General features: G+C 35.4%; 14 protein-coding genes. All 14 read left to right on the top strand.

The annotated features are described in order from the left end of the window. Positions 1-359: 359 nt before the first annotated feature. Complete coding sequence (locus tag A9G48_RS02970; protein WP_065575767.1) at positions 360-2,831, top strand: class I adenylate cyclase; 2,472 nt, start codon at positions 360-362, stop codon at positions 2,829-2,831. Positions 2,832-3,039: 208 nt separating this feature from the next. Next, on the top strand, positions 3,040-3,612 hold the full coding sequence (gene rpoE / locus A9G48_RS02965; protein ID WP_034943822.1) for an RNA polymerase sigma factor RpoE: 573 nt from the start codon (positions 3,040-3,042) through the stop codon (positions 3,610-3,612). Between the two features lie 49 nt (positions 3,613-3,661). Continuing rightward, on the top strand, positions 3,662-4,222 hold the full coding sequence (locus A9G48_RS02960; RefSeq protein ID WP_034943819.1) for an RseA family anti-sigma factor: 561 nt from the start codon (positions 3,662-3,664) through the stop codon (positions 4,220-4,222). Between the two features lie 6 nt (positions 4,223-4,228). Continuing rightward, the gene (locus A9G48_RS02955; protein WP_080715849.1) at positions 4,229-5,230 is read left to right on the top strand and encodes a MucB/RseB C-terminal domain-containing protein; all 1,002 of its coding nucleotides are present in this window, start codon (positions 4,229-4,231) and stop codon (positions 5,228-5,230) included. Between the two features lie 136 nt (positions 5,231-5,366). Further along, positions 5,367-7,163 carry a translation elongation factor 4 gene (lepA, locus tag A9G48_RS02950; RefSeq protein WP_034943812.1) on the top strand — a complete coding sequence of 599 codons (1,797 nt, stop codon included), beginning with the start codon at positions 5,367-5,369 and terminating at the stop codon, positions 7,161-7,163. Between the two features lie 24 nt (positions 7,164-7,187). Continuing rightward, complete coding sequence (gene lepB, locus A9G48_RS02945; RefSeq protein ID WP_034943810.1) at positions 7,188-8,189, top strand: signal peptidase I; 1,002 nt, start codon at positions 7,188-7,190, stop codon at positions 8,187-8,189. A gap of 12 nt (positions 8,190-8,201) precedes the next feature. Continuing rightward, positions 8,202-8,876, top strand: coding sequence for a ribonuclease III (gene rnc, locus A9G48_RS02940; protein ID WP_034943808.1), 675 nt, complete (start codon positions 8,202-8,204; stop codon positions 8,874-8,876). Next, positions 8,873-9,778, top strand: a complete 906-nt coding sequence (gene era, locus A9G48_RS02935; RefSeq protein WP_065575766.1) for a GTPase Era — start codon at positions 8,873-8,875, stop codon at positions 9,776-9,778. The genes rnc and era overlap by 4 nt, the downstream gene beginning before the upstream one ends. Before the next feature lie 394 nt (positions 9,779-10,172). Beyond that, positions 10,173-11,765, top strand: coding sequence for a bifunctional phosphoribosylaminoimidazolecarboxamide formyltransferase/IMP cyclohydrolase (gene purH / locus A9G48_RS02930; protein WP_065575765.1), 1,593 nt, complete (start codon positions 10,173-10,175; stop codon positions 11,763-11,765). Positions 11,766-11,858: 93 nt separating this feature from the next. Beyond that, on the top strand, positions 11,859-13,151 hold the full coding sequence (purD, locus tag A9G48_RS02925; RefSeq protein ID WP_034943802.1) for a phosphoribosylamine--glycine ligase: 1,293 nt from the start codon (positions 11,859-11,861) through the stop codon (positions 13,149-13,151). A gap of 324 nt (positions 13,152-13,475) precedes the next feature. Continuing rightward, a complete protein-coding gene (locus A9G48_RS02920) occupies positions 13,476-14,438 on the top strand; it encodes a hypothetical protein (RefSeq protein ID WP_034943799.1) in 963 nt (320 codons plus the stop codon). Between the two features lie 45 nt (positions 14,439-14,483). Continuing rightward, positions 14,484-18,962, top strand: coding sequence for a toxin VasX (locus A9G48_RS02915; protein WP_065575764.1), 4,479 nt, complete (start codon positions 14,484-14,486; stop codon positions 18,960-18,962). A gap of 14 nt (positions 18,963-18,976) precedes the next feature. Next, positions 18,977-19,654 (top strand): hypothetical protein, encoded by a 678-nt coding sequence (locus A9G48_RS02910; RefSeq protein WP_141672947.1) that lies wholly within the window; start codon positions 18,977-18,979, stop codon positions 19,652-19,654. 45 nt (positions 19,655-19,699) lie between these two features. Then, the coding region (locus A9G48_RS02905; protein ID WP_141672946.1) for a hypothetical protein at positions 19,700-20,352 on the top strand (653 nt) is incomplete at its 3' end.

The following is a 20,352-nucleotide window of genomic DNA, read 5'->3' as shown; positions in this document are numbered from 1 at the left end:
AGAGCCAACGACTTAATTATTTCTCCTTTAATCATATATCAAATGTAATATTGATTGATTCTAGATATCTACTTAGTAAACAGATACCACTGAGTTACCTTTGTAGTATCTTTTGTCTTAATTAAAATAATAATTGCAATTGTTCATCGAAACTTACTATTGATAATAAAACAGATGCTTTATTATCAACATATTTAACAAAATTAATGTTATTAAACTGTTTAATAATTTTACAATTATTGTGAATAATAACTTAATTTATAGATATTAAAAATTTTTAGTCTATTTACCTTCTAGTTATAAAGTGTTAGATTGATTGCCGTCCGTTGGTGGTACACCTGTTTTATCTAAATAATGCTATGCTATATAATATTAGTAACATAAAAAAAGAACTTAAAGATCTAGCCAATCTAAAGTATGAACGAGCTTTGATTGGAATGTCAGCTGAATTTCAATACGTTTTTTCGTTGTTACCAGCTATTTTTCATTTTCATGATCCCAAAATACCTGGGTACATTAATGAAGATACACCTCATGGTATAGCTTATTATCATCTACCTCATGAAATTGAAAAACAACTTAAAAATGATTTTGGTTTTATTCCTACAGCAAATGCAGCCAAATCAGAAATATCAGCATTATATTCAATGGGTAGTACTTGTTCCATTGGTCAATCTGTTCAGTCTGATCTAGACATTTGGATATGTATTGAAAATAATTTATCAGAAAGTCGAAAACAAACGTTACTACAGAAATGTCGTTTAGTAGAACAATGGGCGGAAAAACAACAAGTAAAACTAACACTCTTTGTTGTAAATGCTGATCGGTTCGTTAATAAACATCATGAATGTTTAATGGGAGAAAACTGTGGATCAGCACAACATATTTTGTTACTTGAAGAATTTTATCGTACCGCAAACCTTTTAGCCGGTAAATACCTATTATGGTTTGCGGTGCCTTATAATTTAACAATAAATAACGTAAGTCACCCAACGTATGAGCAATGCGTTAACGCCTTAGTTGAACTAAAATTAGTAAATCGTGAAGAATGGATTGATTTTGGACCATTAACCGGATTATCAGCAGAAGAGTATTTCGGAGCATGCTTGTGGCAGCTTTATAAAAGTATTGATTCTCCTTTTAAAGCGGTGCTTAAAACATTATTGCTCGAAGCCTATTCATGGAGCTATCCAGAAAATAGGCCGATCGCTTATGAAATGAGAGAATGTATACAAAAATCTGAAACTAAGAAAAATATTTATTTAGATTCTTATTATATGCTTTTAGACAGGATCACAAAATATTTAATCGAAATTAAAGATCTTGAGAGATTGGAATTAATACGAAACTGTTTTTACTTAAAAGTCAATGAAAAATTATCTCAACCTAATAAAGCTGCTTCATGGCGTCGAGATGTATTAAATAATCTAGTTAAAAAATGGAATTGGAGTGAACAGCGAATTACAAAGTTAGATGCAAGTAATACATGGAAAATTCAATCTGTCCGCGAAATGCATGAAATACTTTTGCACACAATGATGACAGGTTATCGTAATTTACTAAATTTTGGTCGCCGAAATAATTTAGATTCATTAATTAGCCCACAAGACTTAGCTATTTTAACGCGTAAATTGTATGCTTCTTTTGAAGTTTTGCCAGGTAAAATAACAACATTAAAACTTAATATTTCCAATAACTTACAAGAAGAAGCGTTAACGTTTATCCATGTGAAAGAAGACCGAATAAATCGAGCTGGCTGGTATGTTTATAATCAAAAACCAGTATTGGAATCAATATCAGGGCATCAATATCTAGAATACAGTAAATATCTTGTTAAACTAATAAGTTGGTGTTATTTTAATGGTTTAATTTCTGATACAACCGAATTTTATTATCATGATGCAGATGATAGAGATAATTCAAAAATCAACCGGTTCATCAGCGATCTAAAAGAATATTTCCCAATTATAGTGCCCGCAGCTACAGAAGAACAGTTATATGGTCCTTGCGAAATTCGCCATTTAGCTATTATTTTAAATTTAGAAAATGATCCAAGTTCCAATTTAGAATTAGAATATGAAATTAGTAAAAATGTTTTAAATTATGGTAAAAAAGAGCTTAGCTTAGTAGGATCAATTGATCTACTTTATAGAAATTCATGGAATGAAATACGTGTATTGCATTTTAGTGGATCGTTATGTGTACTAGAAGCCATTAAAACATTACTAAATCGAATGCATAAAGATGCTGATTTACCTAATCCTATTGAAATTTTTTGCTACAGTAAATATCTAAGTATAGAAATTAAACAGCAAATAAAAAAATTAATGGATGAATGTATTGAACTTCGTTTAACTACAACACAAAATAATTTCACACAAGTAAAACCGTTAAGAATTGATGGATCTTCGTGGTATCTTTTTTTTGAACGCTTAGGTGTTTCGTTTCATCAGTTCGAAAATGCGGTTGATTTTTATGGTGCGGTATCAAATAATAAAGTTCAAGGTCGTCCATTGAATATACTAGATGAAACTGATGAATTACCCAAAGAAATTGACAGTGTTGCTTATGAAGGTATTATCCAATTCTTTTTTGAAGATACCAATTCAGGTTTTGATCTTTATATATTAAATGAACACAACCAAGTAGAAATTTATCGCAATTGCAATGGCACAAAAGAAAATATGGTCAAAGATATCAATGATTTTTATGTTTTATCTGATGATCGTTTTACGTTTACTACAAGCAGCTCTGTTAATTTTAATCTACCTCAATTTTACCAAATCACCTATAATGATGTTGGTAAACGTGAGATCTTTTTATTGAATTAGATGATCACTAAAAGTGATATAAATATGAAAAATATCATAAAATCAATTATTAATTCAAATAAAAATAGGGCAGTTCTATTTTAAACAGAAAAAAAATTAATTTTCTATTAAAATATTGGAACTTTTTTAAATTTTAAGAATCTAACTGTATGTGTGCACATATTTTGGGTCAGCTAGCAGTTATTAACATAATGAGGAATGGCCTTTAATGGGGGAGCAAGTAACAGATCAAGTATTGGTTGCTCGTGTATTAAGTGGAGATAAAAATGCGTTCAATTTACTTGTAATACGTTATCAAAGTAAATTGGCTCATTTGGTTTCTCGTTATGTACTTGCTTCTGAAGTCCCTGATGTTGTGCAAGAAACCTTTATTAAGGCTTATCGCTCTTTAAGTCTATTTAAGGGAGAAAGTGTTTTTTACACTTGGTTATACCGAATTGCAGTAAATACAGCAAAGAATTACTTAACTTCTCAAGGTCGCAGGCCGCCGTCATCTGACATCGATGCTAATGAGGCCGAAAGTTATGAAGGTGCAGATTCTCTTAGGGATCCTGATGATCCCGAAAATTTAGCGCTTTCAGAAGAAATCAAAAAGACGGTATTTGCAGCAATTGAATCATTGCCTGATGATTTAAGGATTGCAATTACACTGCGTGAAATTGAAGGATTAAGTTATGAGGAGATTGCCGAAATTATGGATACACCGATTGGAACAGTGAGATCACGCATTTTTAGAGCAAGAGATGCGATTGATGAAAAAATTAAACCATTAATTAGTTAATGGAAATAAAAATTGATTGAGAGTAGTCATAAATTTTAAGGTATCTACTATGCGAACAGAACAGAAAGAACAACTTTCACTACTTATGGATGACCAACTTACAGACCAACAGATTATGGATGAAATATCAAAAGATGTAAGTTTACAATCATGCTGGCACCGTTACCATATTGTACGAGATGTCATGCGAGGTGCACTGCATAGTAGCTCATTAACTCTAGACATTTCTAATCAAGTTGCACAAGCAGTTGCTAATGAAAATTTATATGATCAGTTAGATAACCAACCTAATCCGAATCAAGTTTCTATTCCAAAAACTGAAAGCTTACTTTGGATACGTATTAAAGATGTCATATCAAAAGTAGGTCAAGTAGGACTTGCTGCTTGTGTTACCTTAGCCATTATTGCAGGAGTACAGTATCAACAAGGCAAATCTGAAAGTAATCATGGCGTACCGACATTAAACACAGTTCCTTTTGGTGTTAATGTTGCTCCAGTTGGTGGTATACAACAATCAAACGAACAGTTATTACTTGAAAAAAGACAATATGATAAAATCCGATTACTTGTACAAGATTATGAACTACAAAAAAGACTGAACGCACGTTAACCCGAAATGAGATTAATATTTAATTCAGGTTTACTAATGATTAAAAAGAGTCGATATTATATCGTCACTTTGTTTCTGATATTATTCTCCCTAGTTGCTAATGCAATGGATTATGATGAGGCCCTCAGCCTACTAAACAAAATGAATAAGGCTGTGCAAACTCAAAATTATCAAATTCATTTTCTATCGCAAGAGAAAAATCAGTATGTTACCACCTATGAATATACACATTTAGGTGCAACGAAAAAAAACGACATTAAAGCGATGTTACTTTATCTTGAAGGTTCAGCGAAAGAAATTATTTTGCATGATAATATTACTAGTTATTTCCAACCAGACAGCGCTTCTTTTTCTATAACCAGTCCTCGAATTCTTGAAGCATTTCCGGATGTAATTTATAACAATTTCAGTAAACTGATTGATGTTTATGATTTTACATTATTGGGAAAAACCAGAACAGCGAATCGAAGTGTTCAACTAGTTAAAATGATAGCCAAAGACAAAGATCGTTATAGCTATGTTTTTTGGATTGACGATGAAATTTATTTACCGCTTCGAATAGACTTATTAGACCAGCATAGTGAAATTATTAGCCAATTAAAAGTTGTGGATCTTGATTTAAATTTTGATAAAAACAAAATTAATGATTATATCGATACACGAACATATCCCATATTATTATCAATACAAAAAGAGGGCGACGTACTAGAAGCATGGCAACTAGCTTGGTTACCAAAAGGTTTCAAAGAAATTGCAGCCTACAATGTTAATTTTTACAATTCTGATATAGAAACTAAATTATTTTCTGATGGTGTTTTCTCATTTACAGTTAATGTATCGCCTGAAAAAACAAGCCAATCAAATCAATTTATACAGCAAGGTGGTCGAACTGTTTTTTCAACAAATATTGGGCAAAAAAATATTATTATTATTGGTAATTTGCCACGCACAACCATTGAGCGTATTGCGCAAAATATTGTCGAGAAATCAGCGCAAAATTCTCGATAACGCTATGCTTAGTAGTGATAAATGTGTAAAATGCTACTTTTTCTGACTTCGTTATCATTATAAATACTATTTATAATCAAATGGCATTTAAATCGTTAACTTTTTATAACAAAAATACAGATTATAATTTATTGATATGAATAAAAATATCCGCAATTTTTCAATTATTGCCCATATTGACCATGGGAAATCAACACTTTCAGACCGCATAATACAGATTTGTGGTGGGCTTTCTGATCGTGAAATGGAAGCACAAGTGCTAGACTCCATGGATTTAGAACGTGAGCGTGGAATTACAATTAAAGCGCAAAGCGTAACATTAGATTATCAGGCTAAAAATGGTGAAACATATCAGCTGAATTTCATTGATACACCTGGTCATGTTGACTTCTCATATGAAGTTTCACGATCGCTAGCAGCTTGTGAAGGTGCATTATTAGTGGTTGATGCAGGTCAAGGGGTTGAGGCGCAAACATTAGCAAACTGTTATACAGCCTTAGACATGAATCTTGAAGTGGTGCCTGTTCTTAATAAAATTGATTTACCTGCTGCTGAACCTGATCGTGTGGCTGCTGAAATTGAAGATATTGTTGGTATTGATGCCTCTAATGCGGTGCGATGTTCTGCTAAAACAGGCATAGGTGTAATTGAAGTACTTGAACAATTGGTGAGTGACATTCCAGCGCCAAAAGGGGATTCAAACGCTCCACTACAAGCGCTGATCATTGACTCATGGTTTGACAACTATTTGGGTGTTGTTTCATTAATTCGTATTAAAAATGGCGAATTACATAAAGGTGACAAAATCAAAGTTATGAGCACAGGCATGACTTATAACGTTGATAGAATTGGTATTTTCACACCTAAACAAGTTGATAAAAACTGCTTACGATGTGGTGAAGTTGGCTGGGTTGTTTGTGCAATCAAAGATATTTTGGGTGCACCTGTGGGCGATACTTTAACCTCTGCAAAAACACCTGCTGAAAAACCATTACCAGGGTTCAAAAAAGTAAAACCGCAGGTTTACGCAGGTTTATTCCCAACGAGCTCGGATGATTATGAAGCATTTCGAGATGCACTTGGAAAATTAAGTTTAAACGATGCTTCACTCTTTTATGAGCCAGAGAATTCAGGCGCATTAGGTTTTGGCTTTAGATGTGGCTTCCTTGGCTTACTGCATATGGAAATTATTCAAGAGCGTCTAGAACGTGAGTATAATCTCGACCTAATCACTACAGCACCAACGGTTGTTTATGAAGTACTAACGACATCAAATGACATTATTTATGTGGATAGCCCGGCTAAACTACCTGCGGTCAACAATATTCAAGAATTACGAGAACCGATTGCTGAATGTAACATTTTAGTCCCACAAACTTACTTAGGAAATGTGATAACATTATGTGTAGAAAAACGTGGTGTACAAACTCACATGGTTTATCATGGTAATCAAGTTGCTTTAACGTATGAAATTCCAATGACAGAAGTTGTTTTAGATTTCTTTGACAAACTCAAATCAACCTCTCGTGGGTATGCTTCGTTAGACTATGGTTTCAAACGTTTCCAAGCGTCTGACATGGTAAGATTAGATGTATTGATTAACGGCGAGCGTGTAGATGCGTTGGCATTAATTACGCACAAAGACAATGCGCCTTATCGTGGACGAGAATTAGTTGAAAAAATGAAAGATCTTATTCCACGCCAACAGTTTGATATAGCTATTCAGGCAGCTATCGGAAATCATATTATTGCCCGTTCAACGGTTAAACAGTTGCGTAAAAACGTATTAGCCAAATGTTATGGCGGTGATGTAAGTCGTAAGAAAAAGCTTTTACAGAAGCAAAAAGAAGGTAAAAAACGCATGAAACAAATTGGTAATGTTGAATTACCACAAGAAGCGTTTTTAGCTATTTTGCATGTCGGTAAAGATTAATAAATCAGTTAAAGAGGAATAAAAATGGCTGGAACATTTGCCATCATATTAACATTAGCAACATTCATTACAGGAATATTTTGGGTTCTAGAAAAATATAAATGGAAACCTGCTCGCCAACGAAAAGTTGAAGAAGTTCGTAAACAATGTAATGGAGACATTGATGGAAAAATACTTGCTGAAGTTGGCAAGCCTAAAGGTTGGATTGAAAACTTAGCTTCATTTTTCCCTGTACTTTTTGTGGTATTTATCATACGCTCATTTTTAATTGAACCTTTCCAAATTCCGTCTGGTTCAATGATGCAAACGTTATTAATTGGGGATTTTATTGCAGTTCAAAAATATTCCTATGGATTACGCGATCCTATAACTAATACAGTATTAATTTCAACTGGTCATCCAAAACGTGGGGATGTTGCTGTGTTCAAACACCCTGATGGATCCCAATTAGATTTAATTAAGCGTGTTGTTGGATTACCTGGTGACAAAATTGTCTATCTTGTAAAAGAGAAAAAAGTTATTGTTTATCCGGCTTGCCAAATAAACGATACCAATTGCACAGCCCAAAAGGAAGAACCTCTTGATTTACACTATAGTGAATTACGACAAAGCAATTGGAAAGAAGTACATCAACGATCTAAATCCAACCCTAATTTTTATACCTTACAACAGTATAAAGATAGAGGGATCACCGATTCTGATTCATTAATCACTTTTAACATGAAAATACGGCAAGAAACATTAGGTAACAAGGTGCATGATATCTTAATTACACAAGGAACTTATGAAGATCCTAATTATTTCTATCACCAAAAAGGACAGCCGATAGCTACATGGGTAGTACCTCAAGGGCATTACTTTATGATGGGTGATAATCGTGACAATAGTGGCGACAGTCGCTATTTTGGCTTTGTTCCTGAATCAAACTTTGTTGGTAAAGCGGTAGCAATATGGATGAGCTTTGAAAAACAACCTAATGAATGGCCGACAGGCATCCGCTTTAGCCAGATTGGTGGTATACACTAAGCTATCACAATTATGAAAAAATTTATTCAAATTCAACAATCAATAGGTTATCAGTTCCAAAATATTTCATTATTAGAACTAGCACTGACTCATCGCAGTGCTAATAAATCACATAATGAACGATTGGAATTTTTAGGGGATTCAATATTAAGCTTTGTTATTGCAGATGAGCTTTTCCACCGTTTCACCCAGCAAGATGAAGGTGATTTAAGCCAAATGCGAGCAAGTTTAGTTTGTGGTCAAACGCTAGCGGAAATTGGCATTAACTTCAAATTGGGTGATCACCTAATTCTTGGTCAAGGTGAATTAAAAAGCGGCGGATATCGTCGAGAATCAATAATATCGGATGCTGTCGAAGCCATTATTGGTGCTATTTATTTAGATAGTAATATTGAAAATGTACGTCGATTAATTTTATCTTGGTACCAAACTCGATTAAAAGAGATAAAACCAGGCATCAAACAAAAAGATGCTAAAACACGTTTACAGGAATATTTACAAGGTATACATCATGAAAGACCATGTTATCTAATTCTTGAAGTGACAGGCGATAACCACGAACAAGAATTCTTAATCCAATGTAAAATCGAAAATGACAAACATGAATATTTAGGTCGTGGTTTGAGCCGCCGTAAAGCAGAACAAGCCGCAGCTCAAGAAGCGCTTAATCAACTAGGTATAAAATGACAGAAAAAACAAAACATTGTGGATTTGTTGCTATAGTAGGACGCCCAAATGTTGGCAAATCGACTTTACTAAACCAATTACTTGGACAAAAAGTTTCAATTACATCACGTAAAGCGCAAACGACACGCCATCGTATTGTTGGAATTGATACCCAAGATAACGACCAAATTATCTATATTGACACCCCAGGATTACATATAGAAGAAAAAAGAGCCATAAACCGCCTAATGAACCGAGCAGCAAGCAGTTCAATTGGTGATGTTGAGTTGGTTATTTTTGTTGTCGAAGGTACACATTGGACTGATGACGACGAAATGGTCGTCAATAAACTGAAAGACTGCAAAAGCCCTGTATTATTAGTGATTAATAAAATTGACAATGTCACTGGCAAAACACAGCTATTGCCACATATTCAAACGATCAGCCAAAAAGTGAATTTTCTTGATGTCATACCGATTAGTGCTGAAACAGGCGAAGGTATTGATATCATCAAAAATATTGTTAAAAAACACTTGCCTGTAGGTGAGCATCATTTCCCTGAAGATTATATTACTGATCGCTCCCAACGTTTTATGGCATCTGAAATTATTCGCGAAAAGCTAATGCGATTTTTAGGTGATGAATTACCCTATTCGGTGACTGTTGAAATTGAACAATTCAAAGTGGACGAACGTAACGGCATGTACCGTATTAATGGATTAATCTTGGTTGAACGCGACGGACAAAAGAAAATGGTTATAGGTAATAAAGGCGAAAAAATCAAAAAAATTGGTATAGAAGCTCGCAAAGATATGCAGTTATTCTTTGATAATAAAGTTCATTTAGAGCTTTGGGTAAAAGTCAAAGCGGGTTGGGCTGATGACGAGCGTGCCTTACGCAGTCTTGGTTATAGTGACGACTAACATATCATAACCAACTAGCTATCGGTATAGTGGCATAAATTAAACATAATATTGATAGCTAGTATTGATATCACAACTTATTGATACAAAATACTAACAAAACTACACAAAATCGCCCTATATAAATGAAAGCAGTTCTAAAATATAAACGCCCCACCTAACGCGCTTTATAGTCCAAATTTAATTAAAAATAAAACATATAATTAGACCTAATTAGCTCAGTGATATCAAAATTTTTAAATTTTAAAGCTACTAGCAAAACTATCTAATAAAACACCTGAATTATCATAAATCTATCAGAATATAAACTAATTACTAAACAACAACAACGCTTTTATATATAATACCGATTTAACTGATTTGGATTTAAAGTATCAACATCGGGAGTCCCATCATGCAGCAGTTACGTCCCATCCATCGAGCCTTACTTAGTGTTTCTGACAAAACTGGAATTGTAGAATTTGCCCAAGCTCTACATCAACGAAACGTACAACTTCTATCAACGGGGGGGACCGCTAAATTACTTATGGAACACCAAATACCGGTCATAGAAATATCTGATTACACTGGTTTTCCTGAAATGATGAATGGACGAGTCAAAACGCTACACCCCAAAATTCATGGCGCTATTTTAGCGCGACGAGGAATTGATGATAATATTATGCACCAATATCAAATTGAGCCTATTGATATGGTCGTTGTAAACCTATACCCTTTTGCACAAACCGTGGCTAAACCAAATTGTACTTTAGATGATGCTGTTGAAAATATTGATATTGGTGGACCAACTATGGTGCGATCTGCTGCTAAAAATCATAAAGATGTTGCCATTGTAGTTGATTGTAGTGATTATAAAAATATCATTAATATGATGGATGATAACCAAAACGCACTATCATTTGAATATCGTTTTAACCTTGCCATTAAAGCCTTTGAACACACAGCCAAATACGATGGCATGATTGCCAACTACTTTGGACAACATGTACCACCGTATATGGGCGAAACCGATAAACCAGCAGGACAATTTCCACGCACATTAAATCTCCAATTTATAAAAAAACAGAACATGCGCTATGGTGAAAACAGTCATCAACAAGCCGCTTTTTATATTGAAGAAGGCGTTAACGAAGCATCAATAGCAACGGCAAGACAACTACAAGGTAAAGCACTATCTTATAACAACATAGCCGACACTGACGCAGCGCTTGAATGCGTAAAATCCTTTGAACAGCCTGCTTGTGTAATTGTCAAACACGCCAACCCTTGTGGTGTTGCGGTTAGCGACAATACTTTAAATGCCTATTTAAATGCCTACAAAACCGACCCCACATCAGCTTTTGGAGGCATTATTGCCTTTAACCGCCCATTAGATGCGGCAACGGCTCAGGCTATTGTTCAACAACAATTTGTTGAAGTTATCATTGCCCCAATTATCAATCAAGATGCGTTAGCCATTATTCAAGCGAAAAAAAATGTACGCGTGCTGGAATGCGGCGAATGGTCAACACCTACGGTGGTCAGTTTAGACTTTAAGCGTGTTAATGGCGGATTATTAGTACAAGATCGTGATTTAGGCATGGTATCGCCAAACGAACTTACTTTTGTCACCAAACGCAAACCAACAGAACAAGAACTGTCTGATGCTTTATTTTGTTGGAAAGTAGCCAAATTTGTTAAATCCAATGCCATTGTTTATGCCAAAAACAACATGACAATTGGCATTGGCGCAGGACAAATGAGCCGAGTTTATTCCGCCAAAATTGCAGGAATCAAAGCACAAGATGAAAACCTAAAAGTTTCAGGTTCTGTCGTTGCTTCCGATGCCTTTTTCCCATTTCGGGACGGGATTGATGCAGCAGCGGCAGCGGGAGTAACGTGTATAATTCAACCTGGCGGATCGATTCGTGATGACGAAGTGATCCAAGCTGCAAATGAACACAATATTGCAATGATATTTACGAATATGCGCCATTTTAGACATTAATTTTGAAATGAATAATATGGCAACTTTGCTTATTATTACAAATAATTACTTATAGTTATCTTTTTATTAAAAAGGCATTATTAAGGATTTTTTATGAAAGTTTTAGTCATTGGTAATGGCGGGCGTGAGCATGCCATAGCATGGAAAGCAGCACAATCACCGCTCGTTTCAAAAGTATTTATTGCACCAGGAAATGCAGGCAGTTCGCTTGAGCCAAATTTAGAAAATATAAACATCAAAGCAACCGACATTAGTGGATTACTCAACTTTGCAGAGCAACAGCAAATAGATTTAACCATAGTAGGACCAGAAACACCATTAGTTTTGGGTATAGTTGATAGTTTTCAAAAAGCGGGATTAAAAATCTTCGGTCCAACAAAAGCCGCTGCACAATTAGAAGGTTCAAAAGCCTTTACCAAAGACTTTCTTGCACGGCATAACATCCCTACCGCTGAATATCAAAATTTTACAGACGTTAAGCTCGCACTTACTTATTTACGGCAAAAAGGCGCCCCGATTGTTATCAAAGCCGACGGATTGGCAGCAGGAAAAGGTGTAATTGTCGCCATGACGCTAAAAGAAGCCGAAAACGCCGTACGTGACATGTTAGCAGGCAATGCCTTTGGCGATGCAGGTCACCGAGTGGTTATAGAAGAGTTTTTAGAAGGTGAAGAGGCGAGTTTTATTGTCATGGTTGACGGCAAACATATAGAACCGATGGCAACAAGCCAAGATCATAAACGAGTTGGTGATGGTGATACTGGATTAAATACAGGTGGAATGGGGGCTTACTCACCTGCTCCTGTAGTAACAGATGCCGTTTTTGCAAAGGTAATCGATGAGATCATCTACCCAACTGTTAACGGCATGGCGCAAGAGGGTAATACTTATGTTGGCTTCTTATATGCGGGGTTAATGATTGACAAAAACGGCAACCCAAAAGTTATTGAATTCAACTGCCGACTTGGCGATCCAGAAACACAACCGATAATGATGCGAATGCAATCTGATCTCATCGAACTTTGCCTTGCAGCAGTGGATGGCAAATTAAATACCATCAACTCAAAATGGGATCCAAGACCATCGCTAGGCATAGTTATGGCAGCAGAAGGGTATCCTGGTCACTACGACACCCAAGATATAATAACGGGCTTACCGACAAAGCCAACGCAAGATTGTAAAGTATTTCATGCCGGCACTCGTTTTGAAAAAGGTCATATATTTACAAATGGTGGGCGTGTACTTTGCGTAACTGCACTTGGCAACACAGTGCAAGATGCTCAACAGCGAGCTTATCAACAAGTGAAAAAAATTCATTGGCATGGTTGTTTTTACCGTCATGATATTGGCTATCGAGCAATTGAGCGCGAAAAAAATCAAACATAAGGATAATATCCGAACCATTAAGAATAAAGAAAAATCAATAATCGGCTACATAACAAGCCAAAAAAGATCATAAAAAAACTTTTTTTGATTTTTGGTTGAACAGCATATATATTAGTTAATGATTTTTTATTTAAAAGAATTAATTGAATAAAATAAAAAATACCACCCAAAAGGTGTTCAAACTATTAGTATTTTAGGAATAGAGATGAATAAAAAAAAGTGTTGTGCCAATAAAGTGTTCTTGGATGAAGAAATCTTATTGGAAAGTGGTGATGAGTCACGCGGTAAGCTTATAGTAATAAATCTTAGAATAAGGGGGCAATAATGAAGGATTCTTCCCTTATACCATTATCCGTTGCTTTTGATAAATTAAAAAAAGAACTAAGCAATGACACAAATCAACAAAAATATCGCTATATATTGTTAGATAGATTAGGTGTTGTCAGTGAATTATCACTTATCTATAGTGAAGAGTTAGAAGAAAATTTCCCTTCTGATCGTTTAGCGGTGCTCAAACGTCCGACTCTTTTGCATGAATTACACTCTTGCCCACTACTTGTATGTATAGCCGCACCCAACGAGCCGTTAAATAGAGAGCTATTAGCCGCGGCCATTGTACAAATAGACGATGAATTTTTAAACAAAAAACAGTATGTATCTGGATTTATTGCCAGCCCCTTACCGCCCAAAGAGCTTGCCGAAGCATTGGTCGAATCTTGTTTGCGAGCAGGTAAAGCTTTAAATACCAATTATTTACCGTTTTATGAACCTTTTATATTAGATCTCATTCGTCACAGTTATATTGAACCAAATTCACACCTTGGATTATTATTACCGACCGATAGCAATTATTACTTTGTTGATATGGACTATCAGCTGTATGCTTTCCATTCAATTAGCTATCAAGATGAATGGGAGTTTGTATTAAATTTTACTAATGAATCATTGCGTTATAATCATCTTAACAAACCTCAGCTTTATCAAATAGCGGTAACATTATCAGACCTGTATGAAGAAAAAGAAAAACCGTTACCGCCGAAAATCTTATCAAAAATAATTCATTATTTTTATGATCCTCAAGGCAAACAGCTAAAAAATGCTAATGACCGGCGGGCATATGTATTATTTTCGATAATATATGGACAATTAACTGAAAACGAACAATTGGCTGAAATAATTAACCAAGTGATAAATAACGAAGAAAAGCAAGGTCAACTAGGCAAATTATTAAGCCAAGAAGAGCACGCTTTAACTTCAATAAAAAGCAAAGCGTTAAATAACAATTAAATAATATATTAGTATCGTATTAGTTTTATCTGGATGAAGAGAACAATGAACCAAGAAAACATATTAGAAACAAAAAAAACACAAAATATAGACGATTTACAAGATCCACAAGAAAGTTATTTTGAACCAGAATTGGTTTATGAATCGGATAAAAAAGCCTTATTATTAGAAAATGGACAATGTGGAGTATGTCAGCGCAAAGGTTTTCCCTTATTTTTAGTTCGTAAGTCAATTGTACCGATTAGATTTTATCATAATATTGACTGGTCTAAAGGTATGGTAGAGTTAGGGGACAGAGAACCGAAAGAGAGTTGGAAAGAATATAAATACGTATATCGAATGCTACGTGAAGGTTATGTATATATACTTTGCAACCCGATAGGCAATACAGATGATAGTAAACTAGAGGTAATGGTTTATGAAGTGACTTATTCAGGGGCGATGCGCCTACGAAAGTTCCGTGATGTCAAAGGTTCAAGACCTAAAGAAATCCCCGAAAGTTGCCTTAAAGACAATCACAACATAAAAGGGTTATTTATCACCATTGACAATCGAGTTTATGATAAAGCTTGGATTGCTTATTCCCCGATACGTTGGAAAGTCAAAACGATTAACCATTACCGAAAAAATAAAATCGAACGCTTACAGCGATTTAGTGAAGTAGATCTGACACAAACCAAAGCCCCAGACATTTCGCCGCAAAATCGCAGTTTTTTGTTTAACGACTTTATGGATAAAAAACGTCACTTACTAGAGCTTGAGTGTGACGATAGAATGGTCCATGATTATTTTGATGAAACCGGGCGAAAAAAGGAAAAATCGCGTCAACCTAAAAAAGCAAAGGAAAAGCTAGATGAAATCATTTCTCTTATCGGCTCAATGAGTAAAGGCATTTTTAAAAAACTGGACGTTTCATTGGATGGACTTTTTCGTTACACCCTAGAGCTGTTACAAGAAGTGAATGTTCAACAGTTTTTTACGGCAAGCCATTTCAATTCATTAATATTAGAAAAATCCTTTGAGGCATTAAATAATACGCTACAAAGCTACCAATCAAATAGCCATTACCTTACAGAAATTGCGGCATTAGTAGTAGAAGATAGCCTAGGTATTGCAGAAGAGCTATCTATACAAAGGCGCCAAAAATTAGCGCCGGTGGCGGAAGGGCTAGCCAGTCAAAATATAAAAGATAATAGTGATGTAGTTGAATTAAAAAAGTATCATCAACTAGTTCGCAGTAGTAGTCATGATTTAATTTATGAAAAAGAGAAGCATTTAACCGCTCACCCATTGGCAAGGGCAATGCAAAAGGCTAGAGGTCGAAATGAGCTTGCAAATTATTACAGTGAGCAAACACAATTAGTAAAAGAATACCCTTTTGTTTACTTTAAGCCAGAGCTGAACTATCCCCGCCGACAATATCAGTTAATAGAACAATACAAAGACTCAATACGTTCTTCCATTTCCCAAGAATGTGAAAACGAAGCTTATTTATTTTTATTCTATAATTCCAAAGAGAACTATAATGCTCCTTCTCAATATCCACGTTATCGAGTGGGCAGTGCAGACGAAAATATTACGCATTACATCAAGAAAAACGATGAAATCAATACATATGATAAAGAACAAAAGACCATAGATGAGCTTAGTGATATAGATAAAATTAGCGTACGAGGTGTTATTGGTGATATACCTTTAGCGAAGAAATTGGGTATAGCAGAAGATGATGTCTATAACCTATGGCAATTTAATAGGCGTGTTTATTGCCGTCGTATCAGCGTATTGGGTCTTGAAAACCGAATATCAAAAAAAAGGGGTTTAGGTAATTATAAAGAAATTCCCTTAACCCCGGTTCAACAAGCTGAGTTACTTGAAAAATATAAAGCTAATATAGGTAAAAAAGCGAATAGATATAAAAATATCGATAGTGTAAAAGTTGTACATTTTTATGATTTACAACAAGTAAAACAATATTATGCTGATGAACGGCTTGAAGATGACTGGTCTAAACGGGCTAAACGACTTAATCAACCGTCGTTAGACAACTATGAAACATTTGAAAAAACGGGGTATCAATCTTTATATCATTATATTGAAACTTGCTCGCAAGATTATTATAACTATTTGATTTGGTTATTTGGTGAGGACCACAAATATTATCAGGTTGAATCTTCGCCGGCATCGAAGGGTAGTGCTCAAAACGGCGAGCCGAAAGCTGCGTTACCAAGCACGGTAAATAAGCTGCTTTTTTGGCAAGCAGAAATAGAGCCAGATATTTCAGATATGCACTTAAGCTTTTTAAATTCATTTTTAGTGATATTTGACAGTGCCTGTTTAGGCACCATCACCTTACCGCAACATTCGGCGTTATGGGGAATGTTACTGAATAATGACCAATCGATATATTTTTATCTGCTTGGGGATAAAACGAAAATAAACGAGAAGGAAGGAACAACACAATCAACGACCCCGTTGGTATTTAAATATGTGGCAGAATTAGAGGACAACGACCAATCAGCCTTGAAACAAGTGGGCTTATCGGGCAGGGACGTTATTGCTATCACCAATGAGCTCCTTAGTGTTAAGTTAAAAAATAACAAAAAGTTAATGACCCGGTTCATTGAAAAAATTGTGAATTTTAGTATTGAAGGCGCCAATCGTTCAATGGAAAATAATGTAAAAATCCATAATCTAAAATTGCAAGACCACTATCTAGAAGCTATAAAACTGTTTAAAGTACAAGGGCAAGAACGGGTATGTCAATATAAAGTAAAAATGTCAATCAAAGGCTTAAATGAATATATAAAACACAATGAAAAGCTGATGCCCTTTTTTGTGCATAAAGAGCTGAAAACCAATAAAGGGACAACTGTCAATTTAGCCCAGTCAGAAAAGTCTCGTTGGTATATAAAACATACAAATAATAAACAGATAGCAAAAGAAACAGTTGAAATCAATATATTAATGGCATTTGAAAGCGAAGAGCAGCAACGCCTTTTTGAAAAAGGGTTTAGCTCAAAGGGTGGTTTGGGGCAAAAATCGTTAAAACGGATAACCTCTAACATTATTGAAGCTAACAATGCCACACTTGATGAAAATGACATTAAGCATTTATCAAAAACCTTAAAAAGGAAAAAACAACTTATTGAAATATTTGATAAATCCTCCAGTTGTGTGTTAGGTAGCATAGGTTTATATTTTCAGGTGACCGCCTTAAAAGAGGCGCAAAAAGAAATCGATAATATCAAAGATCCGATTGCCAAAATTTTAATGAAGTATCGCCTATTGATAAGTTATGCCTCAACAATGTCGGCAACAACGCAGTTAATCATAGACGGCACCCAATTATTAGGGGTAATACGTGCGCAAAACGCGTCACTATTTATCGAGCGAGGCGGTCGACTCAGTGCGTTACTAGAAGGGTTAAAACCGGTAGCCAATGTAGCTAATGTGCTAGGTGTGATAGACAGTGCAATGTCGCTGACTCAAGCAATAACAAGCTGTATTGAAGGGAACACGGGTTCTGGTGTTGTTTGTGCCACAAGTGCTTTAAGTCTTATCATGGGTCTTGCCGTATGCGCAAATATTGTGCCTTTTTGGGGGCAAATTATATTTATTGTTATTTCTATTGGTATTTTGATTGTCAATAATATATTTTACAGTGATGGAAGCGATTGGGATGAAATCAACAAATGGTTAAACCGTTGTATGCTAGGTAATTTTGATTTTCATCAATCAAAATACCCACCTTATTACTTACCGACGCCGAAATGTATGTTACTTTCCGAGCAGGATTACTATTTAGCGGTAAATGGGGGTCGTTGTTTGCTCGAAGCTGAAAGGAGTACCTTATTAGAAGCAGCGGATACCATATTAACAAATACACCACCAATGTATCCTATAGGGGTGGTGTATAAACTTATTGAAATCGATTACGATTTAATGCTAACGCTAAACTTGCCGGATTTTGATAGAGATAAATCCGTATTTGAAGGAAAAGTAACCATTAAATCCTTATCGAAGAGTAATCAAACGCCAGTTGAATTGACGATATCTCATGGCGGTAAATTATTAGCTATTAAGCCATTATCCTCCGCTGATTTTTTTACTCCGAGAACCGAAGAGCAAGCAGAGAGTGAAGAACGTTACCGTATGGATGAGAAAAAGGGTGATGAAAATGATGATGAAAAACTGTTAATAGAAATGATGGATATCGCCTTTGACAGCAAGTCAGACGACAATAAAAGCTCGGATGCATCGACGACGGATACCCCATCAGATAATAAACCGATTGAAACCCCATCGGATAGTAAACCGATTGATACCCCATCAGATAGTAAACCAATTGAAAACCAAGTAGGGCTATTTTTAATAAAATGGAAGTTGGGGAAAATAAAAGGCAAGCACGAGGTTTCAATTCGGGTTAACTACTGGCCAACAGGCATGTTTGAAAAATCAGATAACAATAAAGAGAAACAAGAAAAAACGCCATTCTTGCTTTCATACAACTATATAAAAGATTAAGCGAAGTATAAAAAATGAAAAAAATTCTAACACTCTCAATATGCGGTATCTTGTTGACCGCTTGCGACAACTACCCGTATAAACAAAAAATCCAAGGCACTTATGACTGGAACAATAAAACTGGCGATAAAGCGATTTGTATGATGGTGGGCAGAGTAACTGAGTCCATGTACCCGTATACCACTATACATCTAAAAGGGGAAGAATTACCTTTCTCAACTCAAACTATGAAAGAATATAATAACCGTTTAAAAAATGACAGTTTGCATTTATTTAGCAAGCGAGGCTTTTTTACCGAGGAATACCTAGGCGAAGTCGACGGTAAACCGATATACCGTTATAACCTCACCGATTTAGGGCGCAAATATGTAAAATGGGCATTTGCTGAAACTAATTTTTGTTTTGGTCGAGTGGTTGTCGATAAAATTAAACGCACTAAAGACACCATTAATGGCGTGGGGGGCGGCACCGTGCGCGATGTGTACATTACCTATCATGTTGAAAATATTCCTGATTGGGTGAAAGACCCTGAAATCTATAAACGTTTTGGTTATTCTGAAAAACTGGTTAATGGTGAGCCAGTACAAGGAATGCATAGCTATAAAGTATTAGGAAAGAATAAATTAGAAACATTAACTGGTGAAAGCGGTGTTTATCAATGGGCATCAGATTTTAATAAAGAGTTAAAATAGTGTGTTGGGTAACAGCTATATAAAAGATTAAGCGAAGTATAAAAAATGAAAAAAATTCTAACACTCTCAATATGCGGTATCTTGTTGACCGCTTGCGACAACTACCCGTATAAAAAGGATATTCAAGAAATTTATGACTGGAACAATGAAACTGGCGATAAAGCGATTTGTATGATGGCAGGCAGAGTAACTAAGTCCATGTACCCGTATACCACTATACATCTAAAAGGGGAAGAATTACCTTTCTCAACTCAAACTATGAAAGAATATCATAACCGCTTAAAAAATGAGAATTTACATTTATTTAGCAAGCGAGGCTTTTTTACCGAGGAATACCTAGGCGAAGTCGACGGTAAACCGATATACCGTTATAACCTGACCGATTTAGGGCGCAAATATGTAAAATGGACATTTGGTAATACTAATTTTTGTTTTGGTCGAGTGGTTGTCGATAAAATTAAACGCACTAAAGACACCATTAATGGCGTAGGGGGCGGCACCGTGCGCGATGTGTACATTACCTATCATGTTGAAAATATTCCTGATTGGGTGAAAGACCCTGAAATCTATAAACGTTTTGGTTATTTTAAAGAGCTGGTTAATGGTGAGCCAGTACAAGGAATGCATAGCTATAAAGTATTTGGAAAGAATAAATTAGAAACATTAAATGGGGTAAGTGGCGTTTATAAATGGGCATC

It is taken from the genome of Gilliamella sp. wkB18 (genome assembly GCF_001690875.1).
Taxonomy (GTDB): domain Bacteria; phylum Pseudomonadota; class Gammaproteobacteria; order Enterobacterales; family Orbaceae; genus Gilliamella; species Gilliamella apicola_A.
Note: the sequence above shows the minus strand (reverse complement) of the source record. Positions and strands in the feature narration are given on the sequence as shown.